The following is a 17061-nucleotide window of genomic DNA, read 5'->3' on the forward strand; positions in this document are numbered from 1 at the left end:
TGCTGTTTGCCCGTCAGAGCAGGTAGGATGTACGCCTATTTTGAGGGTGCCATCGTCAATGAAATTCAAGGATCTTCGGGATTTCGTGCAGCAGCTTGAGCAGCGCGGAGAGTTGAAACGCATCCAGATTCCCGTCTCGCCGGTGCTGGAGATGACTGAGGTGTGCGACCGCACGCTGCGGGCCAAGGGCCCGGCGCTGCTGTTCGAGAAACCCACCGGCTACGACATTCCGGTGCTCGGCAACCTGTTCGGCACCCCTGAGCGGGTGGCGATGGGTATGGGCGCCGAGTCGGTCAGTGAGCTGCGCGAGATCGGCAAGCTGCTGGCCTTCCTCAAGGAGCCGGAGCCGCCGAAGGGCTTGAAGGACGCTTGGTCGAAACTGCCGATTTTCCGCAAGATCATTTCGATGGCGCCGAAAGTCGTCAAAGACGCGGTATGCCAGGAAGTGGTCATCGAAGGCGATGATGTCGATCTGGCGATGCTGCCGGTGCAGACCTGCTGGCCCGGCGACGTCGGCCCGCTGATCACCTGGGGCCTGACCGTCACCAAAGGCCCGAACAAGGAACGCCAAAACCTCGGTATCTACCGTCAGCAAGTGATCGGCCGCAACAAGGTGATCATGCGCTGGCTCAGCCACCGTGGTGGCGCCCTCGATTTTCGCGAGTGGTGCGAGAAGCATCCGGGCCAGCCGTTTCCGGTGTCCGTGGCGCTTGGCGCCGACCCGGCGACCATTCTCGGCGCTGTCACGCCGGTGCCGGACAGCCTTTCCGAATACGCCTTTGCCGGTCTGCTGCGGGGTAACCGCACCGAGCTTGTCAAGTGCCGTGGCAACGACCTGCAAGTGCCGGCCACCGCCGAGATCATCCTTGAAGGCGTGATCCATCCGGGCGAAATGGCCGATGAAGGTCCATATGGCGACCACACCGGTTACTACAACGAAGTCGACAGCTTCCCGGTGTTCACGGTCGAACGCATCACCCACCGGATCAAGCCGATCTACCACAGCACCTACACCGGCCGGCCGCCGGATGAGCCGGCGATTCTCGGCGTGGCGCTGAACGAAGTGTTCGTGCCAATCCTGCAGAAGCAGTTCCCGGAGATCACCGACTTCTACCTGCCGCCCGAAGGCTGTTCGTACCGCATGGCCATCGTGACCATGAAGAAGTCGTATCCGGGGCATGCCAAGCGCGTGATGCTCGGCGTCTGGTCGTTTTTACGACAGTTCATGTACACCAAGTTCGTTATCGTCACCGACGACGATATCAACGCCCGAGACTGGAACGATGTGATCTGGGCCATCACCACGCGCATGGACCCCAAGCGCGATACGGTGATGATCGATAACACCCCGATCGACTATCTGGATTTCGCCTCGCCGATTTCCGGCCTGGGCTCGAAGATGGGCCTGGATGCCACTCACAAGTGGCCGGGCGAAACCACCCGCGAGTGGGGCCGCGTGATCGTCAAGGACGACGCCGTGACTCAACGGATCGATGCCATCTGGAATCAGTTAGGAATAGATTGATGCGTGTAACCCTGCAGCCTTCCGGAGCAGTGCTCGAGATACAGCCCGGTGAGCGGATTCTCGACGGCGCGCGGCGCCTGGGTTTTGATTGCCCGCAAAGCTGCCGCAACGGTAACTGCCACGTGTGTGCGGCGCTGCTGGTTGAAGGTCGCGTCGAGCAGGACGGCCAGGTCCATGATCACGGCGAGTTCTTCACCTGCATCGCCGAGCCGCTGGAAGACTGCGTGCTGCTCTGGGATGGCGTTCTGGCGCTGGGCGAGCTGCCGGTGCGCAGCCTGGCGTGCCAGGTCATCGAATGCCGCGAAGTGGGCGGCGACACCTGGCGCGTGCGTCTGCGCGCGCCGGCCGGCAAGCCGCCGCGCTATCATGCCGGGCAATATCTGATGATCGAACGCGAGAACGGCGAGAAATCGGCGTTCTCCATGGCCTCTGCGCCGCACGGCGGGCGGGATCTGGAAATCCATGTGCTGGCGCGCGAAGCCAGTGCACTGAGCCTGATCGAACAGCTGCAACGCAACCCGATGGTGCGCGTCGAGTTGCCATTCGGTGACACCCATCTGGCTGAATTGCCTGACGGCCCTTTGGTACTCGTCGCCGCCGGCACCGGCATGGGCCAGATACACAGCCTGATCGAGCACTGCCGCGCCAATGGCTTCAAGCACCCGGTGCATCTGTATTGGGGCGTGCGCCGTCCGGAAGATTTCTACCAGATCGAACATTGGGACGAATGGTTGAAACTGCCCAACCTGTTCCTGCACAAGGTTGTCAGCGATCAGTGCGGCTGGGAAGGGCGCTGCGGCATGCTGCACGAAGCGGTTTGCGAAGACTTCGCCGATCTCAAGCCCTTGCACGTCTATGCCAGCGGCTCGCCGGCCATGGTTTACGGCACCCTGGACGCGCTGGTCGAGGCGGGGATGGATGCCCATCAAATGCGCGCAGACGTATTCGCTTATGCACCGCGCTCCTGATTTCATATAACTTCGTATATAGCCGATCGGTATTTATGTAATTCAATAAATACCGGTAGGTTATAAATCCATCAGGCCGTTAAATAATCTTTGTGCCATGGCACTTAATTTGCCTGAAAACATATGTGCCTTATTGTTACAGCGGTGCGTTCTATTAAGTAATTCTTCACCCGCGGGGAGCTGAACGCTATTCGCCATGAGCGCCATTGAAAACGCTTTTCTGAACCTGGCTTACCCTCCGCGGCTGGAACTCGGGCCGCAGCTGACCCACGAGCAATTGCTCGCCTCCATGCAATCGACCATGGCGCGCCACAAGGGCGGGCCGGTGTGGCTGTTCGCTTACGGTTCGTTGATCTGGCGCCCGGAATGCACCGCCGTCGAGAGAATACGCGGTCGGGTGCACGGTTATCATCGTGGCCTCTATTTATGGTCGCATGAACACCGCGGGACGCCGGAGATGCCCGGGCTGGTGTTCGGTCTGGACCGTGGCGGTTCGTGCAGCGGCTTCGCCTATCGGTTGCCGGAAGACAATCTCGATACCGCGCTGTACGCCTTGTGGAAACGCGAAATGCCGGTGCCATCGTATCGGCCGCACTGGCTCAACTGCCGGCTCGAAGATGGCACTCAGGTGCAGGCCTTGGGCTTTGTCCTGGAGCGGCACCTGCCCAGCTATGCCGGCAACCTGCCGGATCATGTGCTGAGCCAGGTGTTCGCCAGCGCCAGCGGGCGTTACGGCACCACTCGCGATTATGTCGAGCAGACCGCACACGCCCTGCGCAGCCACGCCATGCCAGACCGTAATCTGGAGGCGCGGCTCAAGCGCTGTCAGTCAACCAGCGATCAGGCGACCGCCTCACGGCTCTGACTGGCGACTTGCTTGTGCCATAGCGTCGGGGCCAGGAAGGCCATTGCCAACAGGCAAGCGCCGACCAGCAACACGAAGCCGCCGTCCCAGCCGAAGTGGTCGACGGTGTAGCCCATCGCCGCACTGGCCGCGACCGAACCGCCCAAATAACCGAACAGCCCGGTAAAACCTGCGGCGGTACCGGCGGCTTTCTTCGGTGCCAGTTCCAGTGCCTGCAAACCGATCAGCATCACCGGGCCGTAGATCAGGAAGCCGATCGACAGCAGGGCGATCATGTCGACCATCGGGTTGCCGGCCGGATTCAGCCAGTAAACCAGCGTCGCGACCGTCACCAGTGCCATGAATACCATGCCGGTCAGGCCACGGTTGCCGCGGAAAATCTTGTCCGACATCCAGCCGCACAACAGCGTGCCCGGAATGCCTGCCCACTCATAGAAGAAATACGCCCACGAGGTTTTATCCACGGTGAAGCCCTTGGCTTCCTTCAGGTAGGTCGGCGCCCAGTCCAGCACGCCGTAGCGCAGCAAGTAGACAAAAACGTTGGCCAGGGCGATGTACCAGAGCATTTTGTTGCGCAGCACGTATTTGACGAAGATTTCCTTGGCGCTGAATTCGTCTTCGTGGCTGGCATCGTAGCCTTCCGGGTAATCGTTCTTGTATTGCTCGATCGGCGGCAGGCCGACCGATTGCGGGGTGTCGCGCATGGTGATGAAAGCAAACACCGCCACGCCCAGCGCCACCGCCGCCGGCACGTAAAAAGCCGCGTGCCAGTCGTTGAACAGGCCCATGCCGATCAGGAACAGCGGGCCGATCAGGCCGCCACCGACGTTGTGCGCCACGTTCCACACCGAGACCACACCGCCGCGTTCCTTCTGCGACCACCAGTGCACCATGGTCCGCCCGCTCGGCGGCCAGCCCATGCCCTGCGCCCAACCGTTGATGAACAACAGGATGAACATCATGGTCACGCTGGACGTTGCCCATGGCGCGAAACCGAAAATGAACATCACCCCGGCCGACACCAGCAGGCCGAACGGCAGGAAGAAGCGCGGGTTGGAGCGGTCGGACACCAGGCCCATGAGGAATTTCGACAGACCGTAGGCGATGGCGATCGCCGACATCGCCAGACCGAGGTCGCCACGGCTGTAGCCTTCATCGATCAGGTACGGCATGGCCAACGAGAAGTTTTTGCGCAGCAGGTAGTAACCGGCATAGCCGATGAAGATACCGGCGAAGATCTGCCAGCGCAGGCGTCGGTAGGTGCTGTCTATTTTTTCTTCAGGCAAGGGAGCCTGATGTGCGGCAGGACGAAAGAAAGCAAACATTCAAGAGCTCCAGTTTTCTTGTTTTGACTGCGGATGCGAATGTTACAGTTTCGTTACTGAAAATAGCATCGCTTAACGTCGGCAAAACAGCGGAAATCTAGGTGGTTGAGTGTTCTTTTATGAACATGTCGCTCAGACGTAAGAACAGGGCGTTGTGGGAATGGTGACTCAGGAAGGTTTCTGCGGTTTTCGCGTATTGAAAGGGGCTGATCTCAACGACGAGGCGATCCGGGTTACTGGCCCGGATCGCTCCCTGGCCTTAACGGACCTGCACCACAACCTTGCCGACAGCCTTGCGCTGCCCCAGATCATTGATCGCCTGCGCTGCATGGCTCAACGGATAAACCTGCGACACCAGCGGCTTCAACTTGCCCTCGGCGAACCAGCCGAACAGTTGCGCAAAGTTGGCCGCGTTGTCCTGCGGCTGGCGCTGGGCGAACGAGCCCCAGAACACGCCGAGCACGGCCGCGCCTTTGAGCAAGGCGAGATTGACCGGCAGTTCGGGGATGCGACCGCTGGCAAAGCCGACCACCAGCAGCCTGCCGTTCCAGGCGATGGCGCGGATGGCCTGATCGAACAGGTCGCCGCCGACCGGGTCGTAGATCACGTCGGCGCCCTGGCCGTCGGTGAGACGTTTGATTTCGTCCTTGAGATTGGCTTCGCTGTAATTGATCAGCTCATCGGCGCCAGCGGCTTTCGCCACTTCAAGTTTTTCCGCGCTGCTGGCAGCGGCGATCACGCGCGCGCCCATGGCCTTGCCGATCTCCACGGCCGCCAGACCGACACCGCCGGAGGCACCGAGCACCAGCAGGGTTTCGCCCGGCTGCAGGTGGGCGCGTTGCTTGAGCGCATGCATCGACGTGCCATAAGTCATGCTGAACGCGGCGGCCGTATTGAAATCCATCGACGGCGGAATCGGCAGCACGTTGTAGCCCGGCACCGCGACCTGCTCGGCAAAACTGCCCCAGCCGGTCAGGGCCATGACCCGGTCGCCGACCTTGAGATGGCTGACCTTTTCCCCGATTTCGCGAACCACACCAGCCGCTTCACCACCCGGCGAGAACGGGAAGGGCGGCTTAAACTGATACTTGCCCTCGATGATCAGCGTGTCCGGGAAGTTGACCCCGGCGGCGTGCACGTCCAGCAGGATTTCATTCTTTTTGGCGACAGGACTGGCGACGTCTTCCAGCACCAGCGATTCGGCAGGGCCGAAGGCTTTGCACAGCACGGCTTTCATCAGGGCTATTCCTTTGGGAGTGATGGCCGATAAGTGTAGGTGTGTGAATCAACGGGTCAACGAGCATGCCCGGCCCTGATAGTCAGGCATAAGCTTGTGCTTGTGCGGCGGGTCGTTATGCTAGGCCGCAAACCGGATAAGGAGCGAATTGTGAAAGCGTGGATCATGTTGTTGCTGGCCCTGGCTCTGCCTGTGGCAGCGCTGGCCGAAGAAGCCAAAGAAGGCGAGGCGCCGAAGGTCAATTACATTACCCTGAGCCCGCCGTTCGTCGGCAATTACGGCCTCGACGGAACGGCCAAGCTCAAGGTCTACAAGGCCGATGTCGCCTTGCGCGTGACCGGCGAAGAAGCGACCAAACTGGTCAAGGCCAACGAGCCGCTGATCCGCAATCAACTGGTGGCGCTGTTCACGCAGCAGAGCACCGAAGCGATGGGCAGCATCGAAGGCAAGGAAAAACTGCGTCAGGAAGCGCTGAAGCAGACGCAGCAAGTGATGAATGATGAGACCGGCAAGCCGGTGGTTGAGGATCTGTTGTTCAACAACCTGATCATTCAGTAAGTCTTCTGCTGTCCAGTCTGGTGCTATCGCGAGCTGGCTCACTCCTACAACTGGAATGCGTTCCCCTGTAGAAGTGAGCCTGCTCGCAATAGCTGTTTTTCAGTCGCAAAAAGTCTTATGGCTTGAGCGCAATCACCGCCGCCCACTGCTCCGCTGTCACCGGCATCACCGACAGTCGCGAGCCTTTCTGCACCAATGGCATCTCGGCCAGCACGGTCTGCTGCTTCAGATAGTCGAGTTTCAATACTCGAGCAAACGTCTCGACATGCTCGACATCAATCGCGCTCCAGGCATTCTTCTCCGCCGTAGCCTTGGGATCGAAGTAATGACTCTCTGGCTCCAGCGCCGTCGGATCGGGATACGCCGCTTCGATGATCCTGCCGATGCCGGCGATTCCCGGCTCTGGGCAACTGGAGTGGTAGAAAAAGAATTCATCGCCCACCGCCATCGCCCGCAGGAAATTGCGTGCCTGATAATTGCGAACCCCGTCCCAGCGCGCCTTGCCGAGCTTTTCCAAGCCTTTGATCGAGAGCTCGTCGGGCTCGGATTTCATTAGCCAATAGGCCATGTTGGGTGCTCCTGAAACGGTCGTTGGGCAGGTTGTCGGGCAATTTTATGACAAACCGACAGTCGGTTGACGTCAGCGTTTGCGCACAGGTTCACGTTGCCGCAAAATGCCGGCCTTTAAAGCTTGACGCTGCTGCACGGCCTACACACGGAAACCGCTGCTGTCATCGTGATGATGTGCCTTGAGGGGGGCAATCGATGAAACGCAAACCGGATCTACTATGGACTTTGGTAATTTTGTTCGGCCTGGGCGTCGTGACCACTGGTTACGCGCAGAGCCTGTGGGCGAACAAGGCTGATGCACCGATTGAAATTGCACAACAGGTGCAACAGTCGACGGCCTTCAAGCGCTGAAACTGTCTTCTTCGACGCCGCTGTTCTGGCGGCGTCCTGTCACGCGAAATACCACGCCTTGTCGGTGACCGTGCCCTGTAACGGTACATCCCAGCTCGCCTGCGCCAGACGTTCGACTTTCTGACATTCATGGGCCAGGCCCAGCAGCGTTGGCTTGCGCCAGTTCTGGCGTCGGGCCAGATAGGCGAGGCTGCGATCATAAAAGCCGCCGCCCATGCCCAGTCGCCCGCCGACATCGTCGAACCCCACCAGCGGCAACAGCACCAGGTCCAGCGCCCAGACCTTGCGCTGCCGACTCAGATTGGCCTGCGGTTCGAGAATGCGAAAACGATTGGGTCTGAGTTTTTCGCCGGGGCGAACCCGCTGAAAAACCATCTTGGTCCGCGGCCAGGCGCTGAGTACCGGCAGATAAGTCGCCTTTCCCCGGCGCTGGGCTTCGCGCAGCAGCAGGCGCGGATCGATTTCGCCATCGGTGGGCAGATACAGGGAAATGTGTTTGGCCCGACGGAAATGCGGGTCTTGCGCCAGTTGCCGGAACAAGCCTTTGGCAGCCTGGTGTTGCTCGGCTTTGCTCAGCGAGCGGCGCACCTTGCGCAGCAGGCGGCGGAGTTGCGGGCGGGGCAGCAGCGCGGGTTCAGTCATGGTTCGGCTTCGGCAGGGTGGACGAAAACGTACGCATAAAAAATCCGATGTCGGCATAAACCGACATCGGATTCGAATCAGGCTCCCCGGATGTACCGCTGTCAACTCAGCCCTTGAACCCGAAAGTTCAAGGTGGAAGAAGCAGTAGACTTTAAGGCTTTCCGTCTAGCGGACATGCACACCAGCCCAACGTGCAACTTCCAGGGTAGTGCGAATCGGCTCCGGGACATCGTCAACTGGCAAGCACCCCAGGGAGTGCCGCGAGTATACCTCAAGCTGCCAGTCGAATCAGCCCTTGGCGGTGTTCTGATCGTCGGCCAGGACCAGATCGACACGATCGAGCAAGTCGCGCACCTGTTCGCGGGTCGAACCGCTGGCCTGGATGTCCGGGCGCTCTTCTTTGTGCAACAGGTCGTGGGTGATGTTCAGCGCGGCCATCACGGCAATGCGATCGGCGCCGATGACTTTGCCGCTGCTGCGGATCTCGCGCATCTTGCCGTCGAGGTAGCGCGCGGCACTGACCAGATTGCTGCGTTCTTCCGGCGGGCAGATGATCGAATACTCTTTGTCGAGGATCTGCACGGTGACGCTATTGCTTGAACTCATGAGTCTTGCTCCAGGGCCTTGAGGCGCGAAATCATCGATTCGACCTTACGCCGGGCGATTTCGTTTTTTTCAATGAGGTGAGCGCGTTCCTCGCGCCAGGTCTTTTCCTGAGCTAGTAAGAGTGCGTTTTGACTCTTAAGTTGCTCGACTCGGCCAATCAGCAGTTCGAGTCTGGCCATCAGCGCTTGCAGGTCGGTGTCTTCCATTGTGTCCACTGGGTTGGAGTCTGTCTGATGGGATAGCTGGCGGACAGCCTTTAATAGTCTTGGCGAGTCTGTCGATGTAGGATACAAGGCCTTCATTCTAGACATAGCGCCGTCTGGCGCCTAGCTGCCCATGACCATTGCGAATTCCCCGTACCAAGCCTTTGCCACCCTGCTGACTGCCAGCGGCCACAACGTCTCGCCTGCCGAACTGCATGGCGTGCTGCTCGGACGCAGCTGCGCCGGTGCCGGCTTCGACCACGAAGGCTGGCTGATCGACGCCGCCGAACTGCTCGAAGGCGACATCCAGGACAACGTCCGCAACGCCTTGATCGGCCTGCAGGAGATGGTCAAAGGCGAGCTGACCGGCGACGACGTTACCGTCGTTCTGCTGCTGCCGACCGATGACGCGCCGCTGCCCGACCGCGCTGCTGCACTGGGCCAATGGTGCCAGGGCTTCCTCAGCGGTTTTGGTCTGAACTGCCGTGATAGCAGCATGCTCAGTACCGAAGCCACCGAAGTGCTGCAGGATCTGGCTGCCATTTCCCAGGTGCAGGACGCACTGGAAGAATCCGAAGACGGCGAATCCGACTACATGGAAGTCATGGAATACCTGCGCGTCGCGCCGCTGCTGCTGTTCTCGGAAACCAAAAAAGCCGATGCGGCGCCTGCCGCCAAGCCGTCGCTGCATTAATCGCGTGCCAGGAAAAGCCATCTGCCCATGACCCATATCCCCAAAGCGGAATACAGCCGGCGCCGCAAGGCGCTGATGGCGCAGATGGAACCCAACAGCATCGCGATCCTGCCCGCCGCCGCGGTAGCCATCCGCAACCGCGACGTCGAGCACGTCTATCGCCAGGACAGCGACTTTCAATACCTCAGCGGGTTTCCCGAGCCACAAGCGGTGATCGTGCTGATGCCCGGTCGTGAGCACGGCGAATACATCCTGTTTTGCCGCGAGCGCAACGCCGAACGCGAATTGTGGGACGGTTTGCGCGCAGGGCAGGAAGGCGCGATCCGCGATTACGGTGCAGACGATGCTTTTCCGATTACTGACATCGACGACATCCTGCCCGGCCTGATCGAAGGCCGCGACCGGGTGTATTCGGCGATGGGCAGCAACCCCGAATTCGACCGCCACCTGATGGACTGGATCAATGTGATCCGCTCCAAGGCCCACCTCGGCGCCCAGCCGCCGAACGAATTCGTTGCCCTGGATCATCTGCTGCATGACATGCGCCTGTATAAATCGGCGGCAGAAGTGAAGGTAATGCGCGAAGCCGCACGGATTTCGGCGCAAGCGCATATACGCGCGATGCAGGCCAGTCGCCCGGGCCTTTATGAATACAGCCTCGAAGCCGAACTGGATTACGAATTCCGCAAGGGCGGGGCGAAGATGCCGGCCTACGGCTCGATCGTCGCCGCCGGGCGCAACAGCTGCATCCTGCATTACCAGCAGAACGACGCGCTGCTCAAGGACGGTGATCTGGTGCTGATCGACGCCGGTTGCGAGATCGACTGCTACGCCAGCGATATCACCCGCACCTGGCCGGTCAATGGCCGGTTTTCGTCAGAGCAGAAGGCGATCTACGAGTTGGTGCTGGCTTCGCAGGAAGCGGCGTTTGCCGAAATCGCCCCGAACAAACACTGGAACCAGGCGCACGAAGCCACGGTTCGAGTGATCACCACGGGGTTGGTGAAGCTCGGTTTGCTGCAGGGCAGCGTTGACGAACTGATCGCCAGCGAAGCCTATAAAGCTTTTTACATGCACCGCGCCGGCCACTGGCTGGGTATGGATGTGCATGACGTCGGCGAATACAAGGTCGGCGGCGAATGGCGGGTGCTAGAGGTCGGCATGGCGCTGACCGTGGAACCGGGCATCTACATCGCCCCGGACAATCAGAACGTCGCGAAGAAATGGCGCGGCATTGGCGTGCGCATCGAGGATGACGTGGTGGTGACCCGAACCGGTTGTGAAATCCTCACCGGTGGCGTGCCGAAAACCGTCGCCGACATCGAAGCGCTGATGGCACAGGCAAGGACACACGCGGCATGAGTCGAGTCAATCTGGCAATCATCGGGGGCGGTCTGGTCGGCGCCAGTCTGGCGTTGGCCCTGCAGGCTGGGGCCAAGGCCCGTGGCTGGAAAATCGTCCTGATCGAACCGTTTGCGCCGGGCGACAGCTGGCAGCCGAGCTACGACGCACGGTCATCGGCGCTGTCCTTCGGCTCGCGGCAGATTTATCAACGGCTGGGCGTGTGGCAGGAGATCTCCCGCCGCGCCGAGCCGATCAAGCAGATTCACGTATCTGATCGGGGGCGTTTCTCCACCGCGCGCCTGTCGGCGATGGAAGAGGGCGTGCCGGCGCTCGGCTATGTGGTGGAAAACGCCTGGCTCGGCCAGTGCCTGTGGCAGCACCTCGACAAAGACGTGATCACCTGGCGCTGCCCGGCGGAAGTCTCGCGCATGGAGCCGTTGGCCGACGGCTATCGCCTGACGCTCAACGATGAAACCACCCTTGAATGCGACCTTGCGGTGCTCGCCGATGGTGGTCGCTCCGGGCTGCGCGAACAGTTGGGCATCAACGTGCGCACGCGTCCATACAACCAGAGCGCGCTGATCGCCAACATCACCCCGAGCGAAGCGCACAACGGCATGGCGTTCGAGCGTTTCACCGACGAAGGACCGATGGCCTTGCTGCCGTTGCCGGATAACCGCTGCGCGCTGGTCTGGACGCGTCTGGGCATGGACGCGCAGCGTCTGGCCGAGTTGAGCGAACGGGATTTTCTCAGCGAATTGCAGGGCGTGTTCGGTTACCGCCTCGGCACGCTGAAACAGGTCGGCGCGCGGCACCTGTATCCGCTTTCGCTGGTTGAAGCCGAAGAACAGGTGCGTTCGCATCTGGCCGTGCTCGGCAACGCTGCGCATAGCCTGCATCCGATTGCCGGGCAGGGTTTCAACCTGTCGCTGCGTGACGCCGATGCCCTGGCCACCGCACTGCTGGGCAGCGATAAAGCGCTGGGCGACTTCGCTACGTTGCAGGCCTATCGCGAGCGTCAACGCTTGGATCAGGACCTCACCGTGGGTTTTTCCGATCAGGTCACGCGCCTGTTCGGCAGCACCCAGCCGCTGGTCTCGCTGGGGCGCAACATCGGCCTGCTCGGCCTTGAACTGCTGCCACCGGCCAAGCGCTGGTTTGCCCGTCAGGCCATGGGCCTGGGAACGCGTCCGGATGCTTAAAGGGTTGATCGCCAGGTTCGGCAAGGCGCGGCTGATGCGCTGGGCGATGACGCTCTACCCACCTTATCTGGGCGCCGGGGTGCGGGTTCGGCACATCAGCGATGACTTTCGCGACGTCCGGGTGTCGATGGGGTTGGGCTGGTACAACCGCAACTACGTCGGTACCCAGTTCGGCGGCAGTCTGTATTCGATGGTCGATCCGTTCTTCATGCTGATGCTCATGGAAAACCTCGGCTCGCGTTACATCGTCTGGGACAAGGCCGCTGACATCGATTTCATCGCGCCGGGCAAAGGCCCGGTGTTCGCCCGGTTCACCATCGACGAGACGTTGCTCGCCGAGATCCGCCGGCAGACCGCCGATGGCGAAAAATACCTGCCGCAGTTGCAGGTCGACATTCATGACGGCGCCGGCCATCTGGTGGCGCGGGTCGGTAAAACCCTTTACGTGCGGCTCAAGCCGCAAGCGAGACAGGCTTAAAGCATGGAAATGCGCGCAGATCTGCTGATTGTCGGAGCCGGAATGGTCGGCAGCGCCCTGGCGCTGGCGTTGCAGGACAGCGGCCTGGAAGTGCTGCTGCTCGACGGCAGCCCGTTGAGCGTCAAACCGTTCGCGGCCGAGGCGCCGTTCGAGCCGCGGGTGAGCGCGCTGTCGGCGGCCAGTCAACGTATTCTCGAACGCCTTGGCGTGTGGGACGGCATTGTCCAACGGCGCACCAGCCCGTACACCGACATGCAGGTGTGGGACGGCAGCGGCACCGGGCAAATTCACTTTTCGGCGAGTAGTGTGCATGCCGATGTGCTCGGCCACATCGTCGAAAATCGCGTGGTTCAGGATGCCTTGCTTGAGCGCTTGCACGATTGTGATATGGGCTTGCTGGCCAATGCGCGGCTTGAGCAGATGCGCCGCTCCGGCGACGACTGGCTGCTGACCCTGGCGGACGGGCGCAAACTGCGCGCGCCGCTGGTGATCGCCGCGGACGGCGCCAACTCGGCGGTACGCCGCCTCACTGGCGTGGCCACGCGTGAATGGGATTACCTGCATCATGCCATCGTCACCAGCGTGCGCAGCAGCCAGCCGCATCAGTTGACCGCATGGCAGCGCTTCACCGATCACGGGCCGCTGGCATTTCTACCGCTGGAGCGTGACGGCGAGCAGGACTGGTGTTCGATCGTCTGGTCGACCACGCCGAGCGAAGCCGAGCGCTTGATGGCGCTGGATGAAGTCTCGTTTTGCGCTGAACTGAAACGCGCTTTCGAAGGCCGACTTGGCGAAGTGCTCAGCGCTGATCCGCGCGTCTGCGTGCCGCTGCGTCAGCGCCACGCCAAGCGCTACGTGGCCGAAGGTCTGGCGTTGATTGGCGACGCGGCGCACACCATTCACCCGTTGGCGGGGCAGGGTGTGAACCTGGGTTTCCTCGATGCAGCGGTGCTGGCGGAAGTGCTGCTCCAAGCGCATGAGCGCGGTGAGCGACTGGCGGACGTCAAGGTACTGAGCCGTTATGAGCGTCGGCGTATGCCGCACAACCTTGCGTTGATGGCGGCGATGGAAGGGTTTGAACGGTTGTTCCAGGCCGACCCGTTGCCCGTGCGCTGGTTGCGCAATGCCGGTTTGAAGCTTGTTGAGCAGATGCCCGAGGCGAAAGCATTGTTTGTGCGCGAAGCTCTCGGGTTGACCGGGGATCTTCCAGCCCTCGCCAAACCCTGACATCTGCATTGAAGCTGATGGCCTCTTCGCGAGCAAGCTCGCTCCCACATTTGTAATGCATTCCAATGTGGGAGCGAGCTTGCTCGCGAAGGGGCCAGAACAGGCGCAACACATTTCAGCCTGTGCAACATCTGGTAACGCCTTCCCCAAGTGTTCGATTGTAGTGGTAAATGTGAGTCCTTATCATTTGGCCCACATTTCCCGACCGAGAGACCACTCCCATGTTGGCACCCAAGCGTCTTCTGACCGCACTGGCCCTGACCCTGATCGGCAGCACTGCCCAGGCCGCCGATGAGGTGGTGGTTTACTCGTCGCGCATCGATGAGTTGATCAAACCGGTGTTCGATGCCTACACCGCCAAGACCGGGGTGAAGATCAAGTTCATCACCGACAAGGAAGCGCCGCTGATGCAGCGCATCAAGGCCGAAGGCGAGAACGCCACCGCCGACCTGCTGCTCACCGTCGACGCCGGCAACCTCTGGCAGGCCGAGCAGATGGGCATCCTGCAGCCGTTCACCTCGAAAACCATCGACGCCAACATCCCGCTGCAATATCGCTCGTCCACGCACGCCTGGACCGGCCTGAGCCTGCGCGCGCGGACCATCGCCTATTCCACCGAGCGGGTAAAACCGGGCGAGCTGACCACCTACGAAGCCTTGGCCGACAAGAACTGGGAAGGCCGCTTGTGCCTGCGCACGGCGAAGAAGGTCTACAACCAGTCGCTGACCGCTACCATGATCGAAGTGCATGGCGCGGAGAAGACCGAGAAGATCCTCAAGGGCTGGGTCAATAACCTGTCCACTGATGTGTTCTCCGATGACGTTGCCGTGCTCGAAGCGATCAGCGCCGGGCAGTGCGATGTCGGCATCGTCAACACCTATTACTACGGGCGCCTGCACAAGCAGAAGCCGGAGCTGCCGGTGAAGCTGTTCTGGCCAAATCAGGCCGATCGTGGCGTGCATGTGAATCTGTCGGGCATCGGCCTGACCAAACACGCACCACACCCGGAAGCGGCCAAGGCTCTGGTTGAATGGATGACCACGCCAGAAGCGCAGAAGATTTTTGCTGACGTGAACCAGGAGTTCCCGGCCAACCCGGCGGTGGCGCCTTCCGAAGAGGTCGCGGCGTGGGGCAAGTTTGTCGCCGATACCCTGCCGGTGGAAGTGGCGGGCAAGCGCCAGGCTGAGGCGATCCGGATGATGGATCGGGCGGGTTGGAACTGAGGCTGTTCCGATAACGCGGTTCACTTTGGATTGCTGCCCTCACCCCAGCCCTCTCCCGGGGGGAGAGGGAGCCGATCTGTGCAGGGTTCAATTCCTGAGTTCGACTCGATATTCCAGTCCGGCGTAATTTCCATAAACTGCGCGGTAAGTCCCCTCTCCCTCCGGGAGAGGGCTAGGGTGAGGGCAGCTATCCCAACCTGAAACGCTAACCCCAAGAACACCCCTAATTCCCCCAGAGACCCAAAAGTGGCCCACCCCGCCCAACGCCGCTGGTACCCCATCGTCTTCTCCATCGCCGCGCTGGTGCTGTTGCCCCTGAGCGTTCTGCTGCTCTCGTGGCAAACCATTGATCAGCAGATCTGGTCGCACCTGTGGCAGACCCAGATGCCGCGCCTGCTCGGCAACACGCTGACGCTGGTGCTCGGCGTCGGGGTTGGCGTGACGCTGCTCGGCGTCAGCCTCGCCTGGCTCACCAGTCTGTGTGAATTCCCCGGTCGGCGCTGGCTCGACTGGGCGCTGATGCTGCCCTTCGCGATCCCCGCCTATGTGCTGGCGTTCGTGTTCGTCGGCCTGCTCGACTTCGCCGGCCCGGTGCAGAGCGTTTTGCGTGAATGGTTCGGTACCGGCCTGCGCCTGCCGAGGGTGCGCTCCACCGGCGGGGTGATCATCGTGCTGGTGCTGGTCTTTTATCCCTACGTTTACCTGTTGGCGCGCACCGCGTTCCTCGCTCAGGGCAAGGGCCTGATGGAAGCCGCGCGTGTGCTTGGCCAGTCCCCATGGCAAGCATTCTGGCGCGTCGCACTACCGATGGCGCGGCCAGCGATCGGTGCGGGTGTGGCGCTGGCGCTGATGGAAACCCTGGCGGATTTTGGTGCGGTGTCGGTGTTCAACTTCGACACCTTTACCACGGCCATCTACAAGACCTGGTATGGCTTCTTCAGCCTGTCGAGCGCGGCGCAACTGGCCAGCCTGCTACTGCTGGTGGTGATGCTGGTGCTGTACGGCGAGCGTCGCGCCCGCGGGGCGAATCGGGCGGGCAACGAACGGCCAAGAGTGAAAGCGCTGTATCACTTGCGCGGGCTCAAGGCCTTCGCGGCGATGAGCTGGTGCGGTCTGGTGTTCGCCTGCGCCTTCGTGATTCCGCTGCTGCAACTGGTGGTGTGGTTCTGGCAGCGCGGGCGCTTCGATCTCGACGAGCGTTACGCCGGGCTGATTTTGCACACGTTGTATCTGGGCGGCATGGCCGCGTTGATCACGGTCAGCGTCGCCTTGCTGCTGGCGTTCGCCCGACGGCTGGCACCGACGCCGGCGATCAATTCCGGCGTCGGCCTGGCCAACCTTGGTTACGCGCTGCCGGGTTCAGTGCTGGCGGTATCGATCATGCTCGCTTTCAGTTATCTGGATCGCGAACTGGTGATTCCGCTCTCCGCCTGGCTCGGTGGAGCGGGCAAACCGTTGCTGCTCGGCAGTCTGGCGGCGTTGCTGACGGCCTATCTGGTGCGTTTCGTTGCCGTGGCGTACGGTCCGCTGGAAAGCAGTCTGGCGCGTATACGGCCGTCTTTGCCCGAAGCGGCACGTAGTCTGGGTGTGAGTGGGCCGCGACTGTTTTTCAAAGTGTATCTGCCGTTGCTGCTGCCCGGCACGCTCAGCGCGGCGCTGCTGGTATTTGTCGACGTGCTCAAGGAAATGCCCGCAACCCTGCTGATGCGCCCGTTTGGCTGGGACACGCTGGCGGTGCGCATCTTTGAAATGACCAGCGAAGGCGAGTGGGCGCGGGCATCGTTGCCGGCGCTGACCCTGGTGCTGGTCGGTCTGTTGCCGGTCATCGGCCTGATCCGTCGTTCCGCGCACCGAAACTAGGGGGCGTTCTCGATTGGTTTCCCCACCGCGCCGGGTCTGCTGTTGTGCAGGGCAAGACGCGAGAAGCGTGGTTTGGTTGTTCCAAATAAGCTTCGAGCAACGCAGCCCTGCACAACAGCAGGCCCGGCCCTCCGGGTTGTGCCTAAAAGCGAGCCAGCCTGCGTTGCAGGCCTTGAAAAGGGA

At 61.3% G+C, this 17061-nt stretch carries 18 protein-coding genes and 1 other RNA gene; 12 read left to right on the forward strand and 7 right to left on the reverse strand.

Annotated features, from left to right (window positions below; translation table 11 throughout):
* Positions 1-58: 58 nt before the first annotated feature.
* The 3 genes from ubiD (at position 59) to V6F91_RS11130 (ending at position 3358) form a co-directional block, all read left to right on the forward strand.
* Positions 59-1525 carry a 4-hydroxy-3-polyprenylbenzoate decarboxylase gene (gene ubiD, locus V6F91_RS11120; RefSeq protein ID WP_008081413.1) on the forward strand — a complete coding sequence of 489 codons (1467 nt, stop codon included), beginning with the start codon at positions 59-61 and terminating at the stop codon, positions 1523-1525.
* Positions 1525-2493, forward strand: a complete 969-nt coding sequence (locus tag V6F91_RS11125; protein ID WP_332764309.1) for a CDP-6-deoxy-delta-3,4-glucoseen reductase — start codon at positions 1525-1527, stop codon at positions 2491-2493. Before ubiD ends, V6F91_RS11125 begins: the two co-directional genes overlap by 1 nt.
* Positions 2494-2689: 196 nt before the next feature.
* Positions 2690-3358 carry a gamma-glutamylcyclotransferase gene (locus V6F91_RS11130; protein WP_332764311.1) on the forward strand — a complete coding sequence of 223 codons (669 nt, stop codon included), beginning with the start codon at positions 2690-2692 and terminating at the stop codon, positions 3356-3358.
* On the opposite strand, the gene glpT is transcribed toward V6F91_RS11130, so the two are convergent.
* Entirely contained in the window at positions 3334-4683 is a 1350-nt protein-coding gene (gene glpT / locus V6F91_RS11135; RefSeq protein WP_024014747.1) for a glycerol-3-phosphate transporter, read from the reverse strand. The two genes, V6F91_RS11130 and glpT, sit on opposite strands and share 25 nt — an antisense overlap.
* 259 nt (positions 4684-4942) lie before the next feature.
* Complete coding sequence (locus V6F91_RS11140) at positions 4943-5920, reverse strand: NADPH:quinone oxidoreductase family protein (RefSeq protein ID WP_332764313.1); 978 nt, start codon at positions 5918-5920, stop codon at positions 4943-4945.
* Positions 5921-6070: 150 nt separating this feature from the next.
* On the opposite strand from V6F91_RS11140, the gene V6F91_RS11145 reads away from it, so the two are divergent.
* Positions 6071-6478: a flagellar basal body-associated protein FliL gene (locus V6F91_RS11145; RefSeq protein ID WP_332764315.1), complete on the forward strand. Its 408-nt coding sequence runs from the start codon at positions 6071-6073 to the stop codon at positions 6476-6478.
* A gap of 115 nt (positions 6479-6593) precedes the next feature.
* On the opposite strand, the gene V6F91_RS11150 is transcribed toward V6F91_RS11145, so the two are convergent.
* The gene (locus V6F91_RS11150) at positions 6594-7046 is read right to left on the reverse strand and encodes an EVE domain-containing protein (RefSeq protein WP_332764317.1); all 453 of its coding nucleotides are present in this window, start codon (positions 7044-7046) and stop codon (positions 6594-6596) included.
* A 197-nt stretch (positions 7047-7243) separates the two neighbouring features.
* Between V6F91_RS11150 and V6F91_RS11155 the strand changes: the two genes are divergently transcribed.
* The gene (locus V6F91_RS11155; RefSeq protein ID WP_090287349.1) at positions 7244-7399 is read left to right on the forward strand and encodes a hypothetical protein; all 156 of its coding nucleotides are present in this window, start codon (positions 7244-7246) and stop codon (positions 7397-7399) included.
* A gap of 39 nt (positions 7400-7438) precedes the next feature.
* Here the strand turns inward: V6F91_RS11155 and V6F91_RS11160 are convergent, their stop codons facing one another.
* The 4 genes from V6F91_RS11160 to V6F91_RS11175 all read right to left on the reverse strand — a co-directional run bounded on the left by V6F91_RS11160 (position 7439) and on the right by V6F91_RS11175 (position 8853).
* Positions 7439-8041 (reverse strand): 5-formyltetrahydrofolate cyclo-ligase, encoded by a 603-nt coding sequence (locus V6F91_RS11160; RefSeq protein ID WP_332764321.1) that lies wholly within the window; start codon positions 8039-8041, stop codon positions 7439-7441.
* 79 nt (positions 8042-8120) lie between these two features.
* A non-coding RNA gene (ssrS, locus tag V6F91_RS11165) (6S RNA) lies at positions 8121-8299 on the reverse strand.
* A 30-nt stretch (positions 8300-8329) separates the two neighbouring features.
* A complete protein-coding gene (locus V6F91_RS11170; RefSeq protein ID WP_016772632.1) occupies positions 8330-8647 on the reverse strand; it encodes a cell division protein ZapA in 318 nt (105 codons plus the stop codon).
* Positions 8644-8853 (reverse strand): TIGR02449 family protein, encoded by a 210-nt coding sequence (locus tag V6F91_RS11175; protein WP_007911197.1) that lies wholly within the window; start codon positions 8851-8853, stop codon positions 8644-8646. The genes V6F91_RS11170 and V6F91_RS11175 overlap by 4 nt, the downstream gene beginning before the upstream one ends.
* Before the next feature lie 130 nt (positions 8854-8983).
* Here V6F91_RS11175 and V6F91_RS11180 point away from each other — a divergent pair, with 130 nt between their 5' ends.
* From V6F91_RS11180 to V6F91_RS11210, 7 genes are all read left to right on the forward strand, one after another.
* Complete coding sequence (locus tag V6F91_RS11180; RefSeq protein WP_332764325.1) at positions 8984-9544, forward strand: YecA family protein; 561 nt, start codon at positions 8984-8986, stop codon at positions 9542-9544.
* A 27-nt stretch (positions 9545-9571) separates the two neighbouring features.
* Positions 9572-10906, forward strand: coding sequence for a Xaa-Pro aminopeptidase (gene pepP, locus V6F91_RS11185; protein ID WP_332764327.1), 1335 nt, complete (start codon positions 9572-9574; stop codon positions 10904-10906).
* Complete coding sequence (ubiH, locus tag V6F91_RS11190) at positions 10903-12090, forward strand: 2-octaprenyl-6-methoxyphenyl hydroxylase (protein WP_332764329.1); 1188 nt, start codon at positions 10903-10905, stop codon at positions 12088-12090. Before pepP ends, ubiH begins: the two co-directional genes overlap by 4 nt.
* Positions 12083-12568, forward strand: coding sequence for a DUF4442 domain-containing protein (locus tag V6F91_RS11195; RefSeq protein ID WP_332764331.1), 486 nt, complete (start codon positions 12083-12085; stop codon positions 12566-12568). Before ubiH ends, V6F91_RS11195 begins: the two co-directional genes overlap by 8 nt.
* 9 nt (positions 12569-12577) lie before the next feature.
* Positions 12578-13795, forward strand: a complete 1218-nt coding sequence (locus V6F91_RS11200) for a 2-octaprenyl-3-methyl-6-methoxy-1,4-benzoquinol hydroxylase (protein WP_332764901.1) — start codon at positions 12578-12580, stop codon at positions 13793-13795.
* Positions 13796-14016: 221 nt separating this feature from the next.
* Positions 14017-15018, forward strand: coding sequence for an extracellular solute-binding protein (locus V6F91_RS11205; RefSeq protein ID WP_332764333.1), 1002 nt, complete (start codon positions 14017-14019; stop codon positions 15016-15018).
* 246 nt (positions 15019-15264) lie between these two features.
* Positions 15265-16878 (forward strand): iron ABC transporter permease, encoded by a 1614-nt coding sequence (locus tag V6F91_RS11210; RefSeq protein ID WP_332764335.1) that lies wholly within the window; start codon positions 15265-15267, stop codon positions 16876-16878.
* Positions 16879-17061: the final 183 nt, after the last annotated feature.

The organism is Pseudomonas koreensis (assembly GCF_036668835.1).
Classification (GTDB): domain Bacteria; phylum Pseudomonadota; class Gammaproteobacteria; order Pseudomonadales; family Pseudomonadaceae; genus Aquipseudomonas; species Aquipseudomonas koreensis_I.

What these genes read in the sequence shown, in the direction of transcription:
- ubiD (WP_008081413.1), top strand. Translation starts at nt 59, where the DNA reads ATGAAATTCAAGGATCTTCGGGATTTCGTGCAGCAGCTTGAGCAGCGC.
- V6F91_RS11125 (WP_332764309.1), top strand. Translation starts at nt 1,525, where the DNA reads ATGCGTGTAACCCTGCAGCCTTCCGGAGCAGTGCTCGAGATACAGCCC.
- V6F91_RS11130 (WP_332764311.1), top strand. Translation starts at nt 2,690, where the DNA reads ATGAGCGCCATTGAAAACGCTTTTCTGAACCTGGCTTACCCTCCGCGG.
- glpT (WP_024014747.1), bottom strand. Translation starts at nt 4,683, where the DNA reads ATGTTTGCTTTCTTTCGTCCTGCCGCACATCAGGCTCCCTTGCCTGAA.
- V6F91_RS11140 (WP_332764313.1), bottom strand. Translation starts at nt 5,920, where the DNA reads ATGAAAGCCGTGCTGTGCAAAGCCTTCGGCCCTGCCGAATCGCTGGTG.
- V6F91_RS11150 (WP_332764317.1), bottom strand. Translation starts at nt 7,046, where the DNA reads ATGGCCTATTGGCTAATGAAATCCGAGCCCGACGAGCTCTCGATCAAA.
- V6F91_RS11155 (WP_090287349.1), top strand. Translation starts at nt 7,244, where the DNA reads ATGAAACGCAAACCGGATCTACTATGGACTTTGGTAATTTTGTTCGGC.
- V6F91_RS11160 (WP_332764321.1), bottom strand. Translation starts at nt 8,041, where the DNA reads ATGACTGAACCCGCGCTGCTGCCCCGCCCGCAACTCCGCCGCCTGCTG.
- V6F91_RS11170 (WP_016772632.1), bottom strand. Translation starts at nt 8,647, where the DNA reads ATGAGTTCAAGCAATAGCGTCACCGTGCAGATCCTCGACAAAGAGTAT.
- V6F91_RS11175 (WP_007911197.1), bottom strand. Translation starts at nt 8,853, where the DNA reads ATGGAAGACACCGACCTGCAAGCGCTGATGGCCAGACTCGAACTGCTG.
- V6F91_RS11180 (WP_332764325.1), top strand. Translation starts at nt 8,984, where the DNA reads ATGACCATTGCGAATTCCCCGTACCAAGCCTTTGCCACCCTGCTGACT.
- pepP (WP_332764327.1), top strand. Translation starts at nt 9,572, where the DNA reads ATGACCCATATCCCCAAAGCGGAATACAGCCGGCGCCGCAAGGCGCTG.
- ubiH (WP_332764329.1), top strand. Translation starts at nt 10,903, where the DNA reads ATGAGTCGAGTCAATCTGGCAATCATCGGGGGCGGTCTGGTCGGCGCC.
- V6F91_RS11195 (WP_332764331.1), top strand. Translation starts at nt 12,083, where the DNA reads ATGCTTAAAGGGTTGATCGCCAGGTTCGGCAAGGCGCGGCTGATGCGC.
- V6F91_RS11200 (WP_332764901.1), top strand. Translation starts at nt 12,578, where the DNA reads ATGCGCGCAGATCTGCTGATTGTCGGAGCCGGAATGGTCGGCAGCGCC.
- V6F91_RS11205 (WP_332764333.1), top strand. Translation starts at nt 14,017, where the DNA reads ATGTTGGCACCCAAGCGTCTTCTGACCGCACTGGCCCTGACCCTGATC.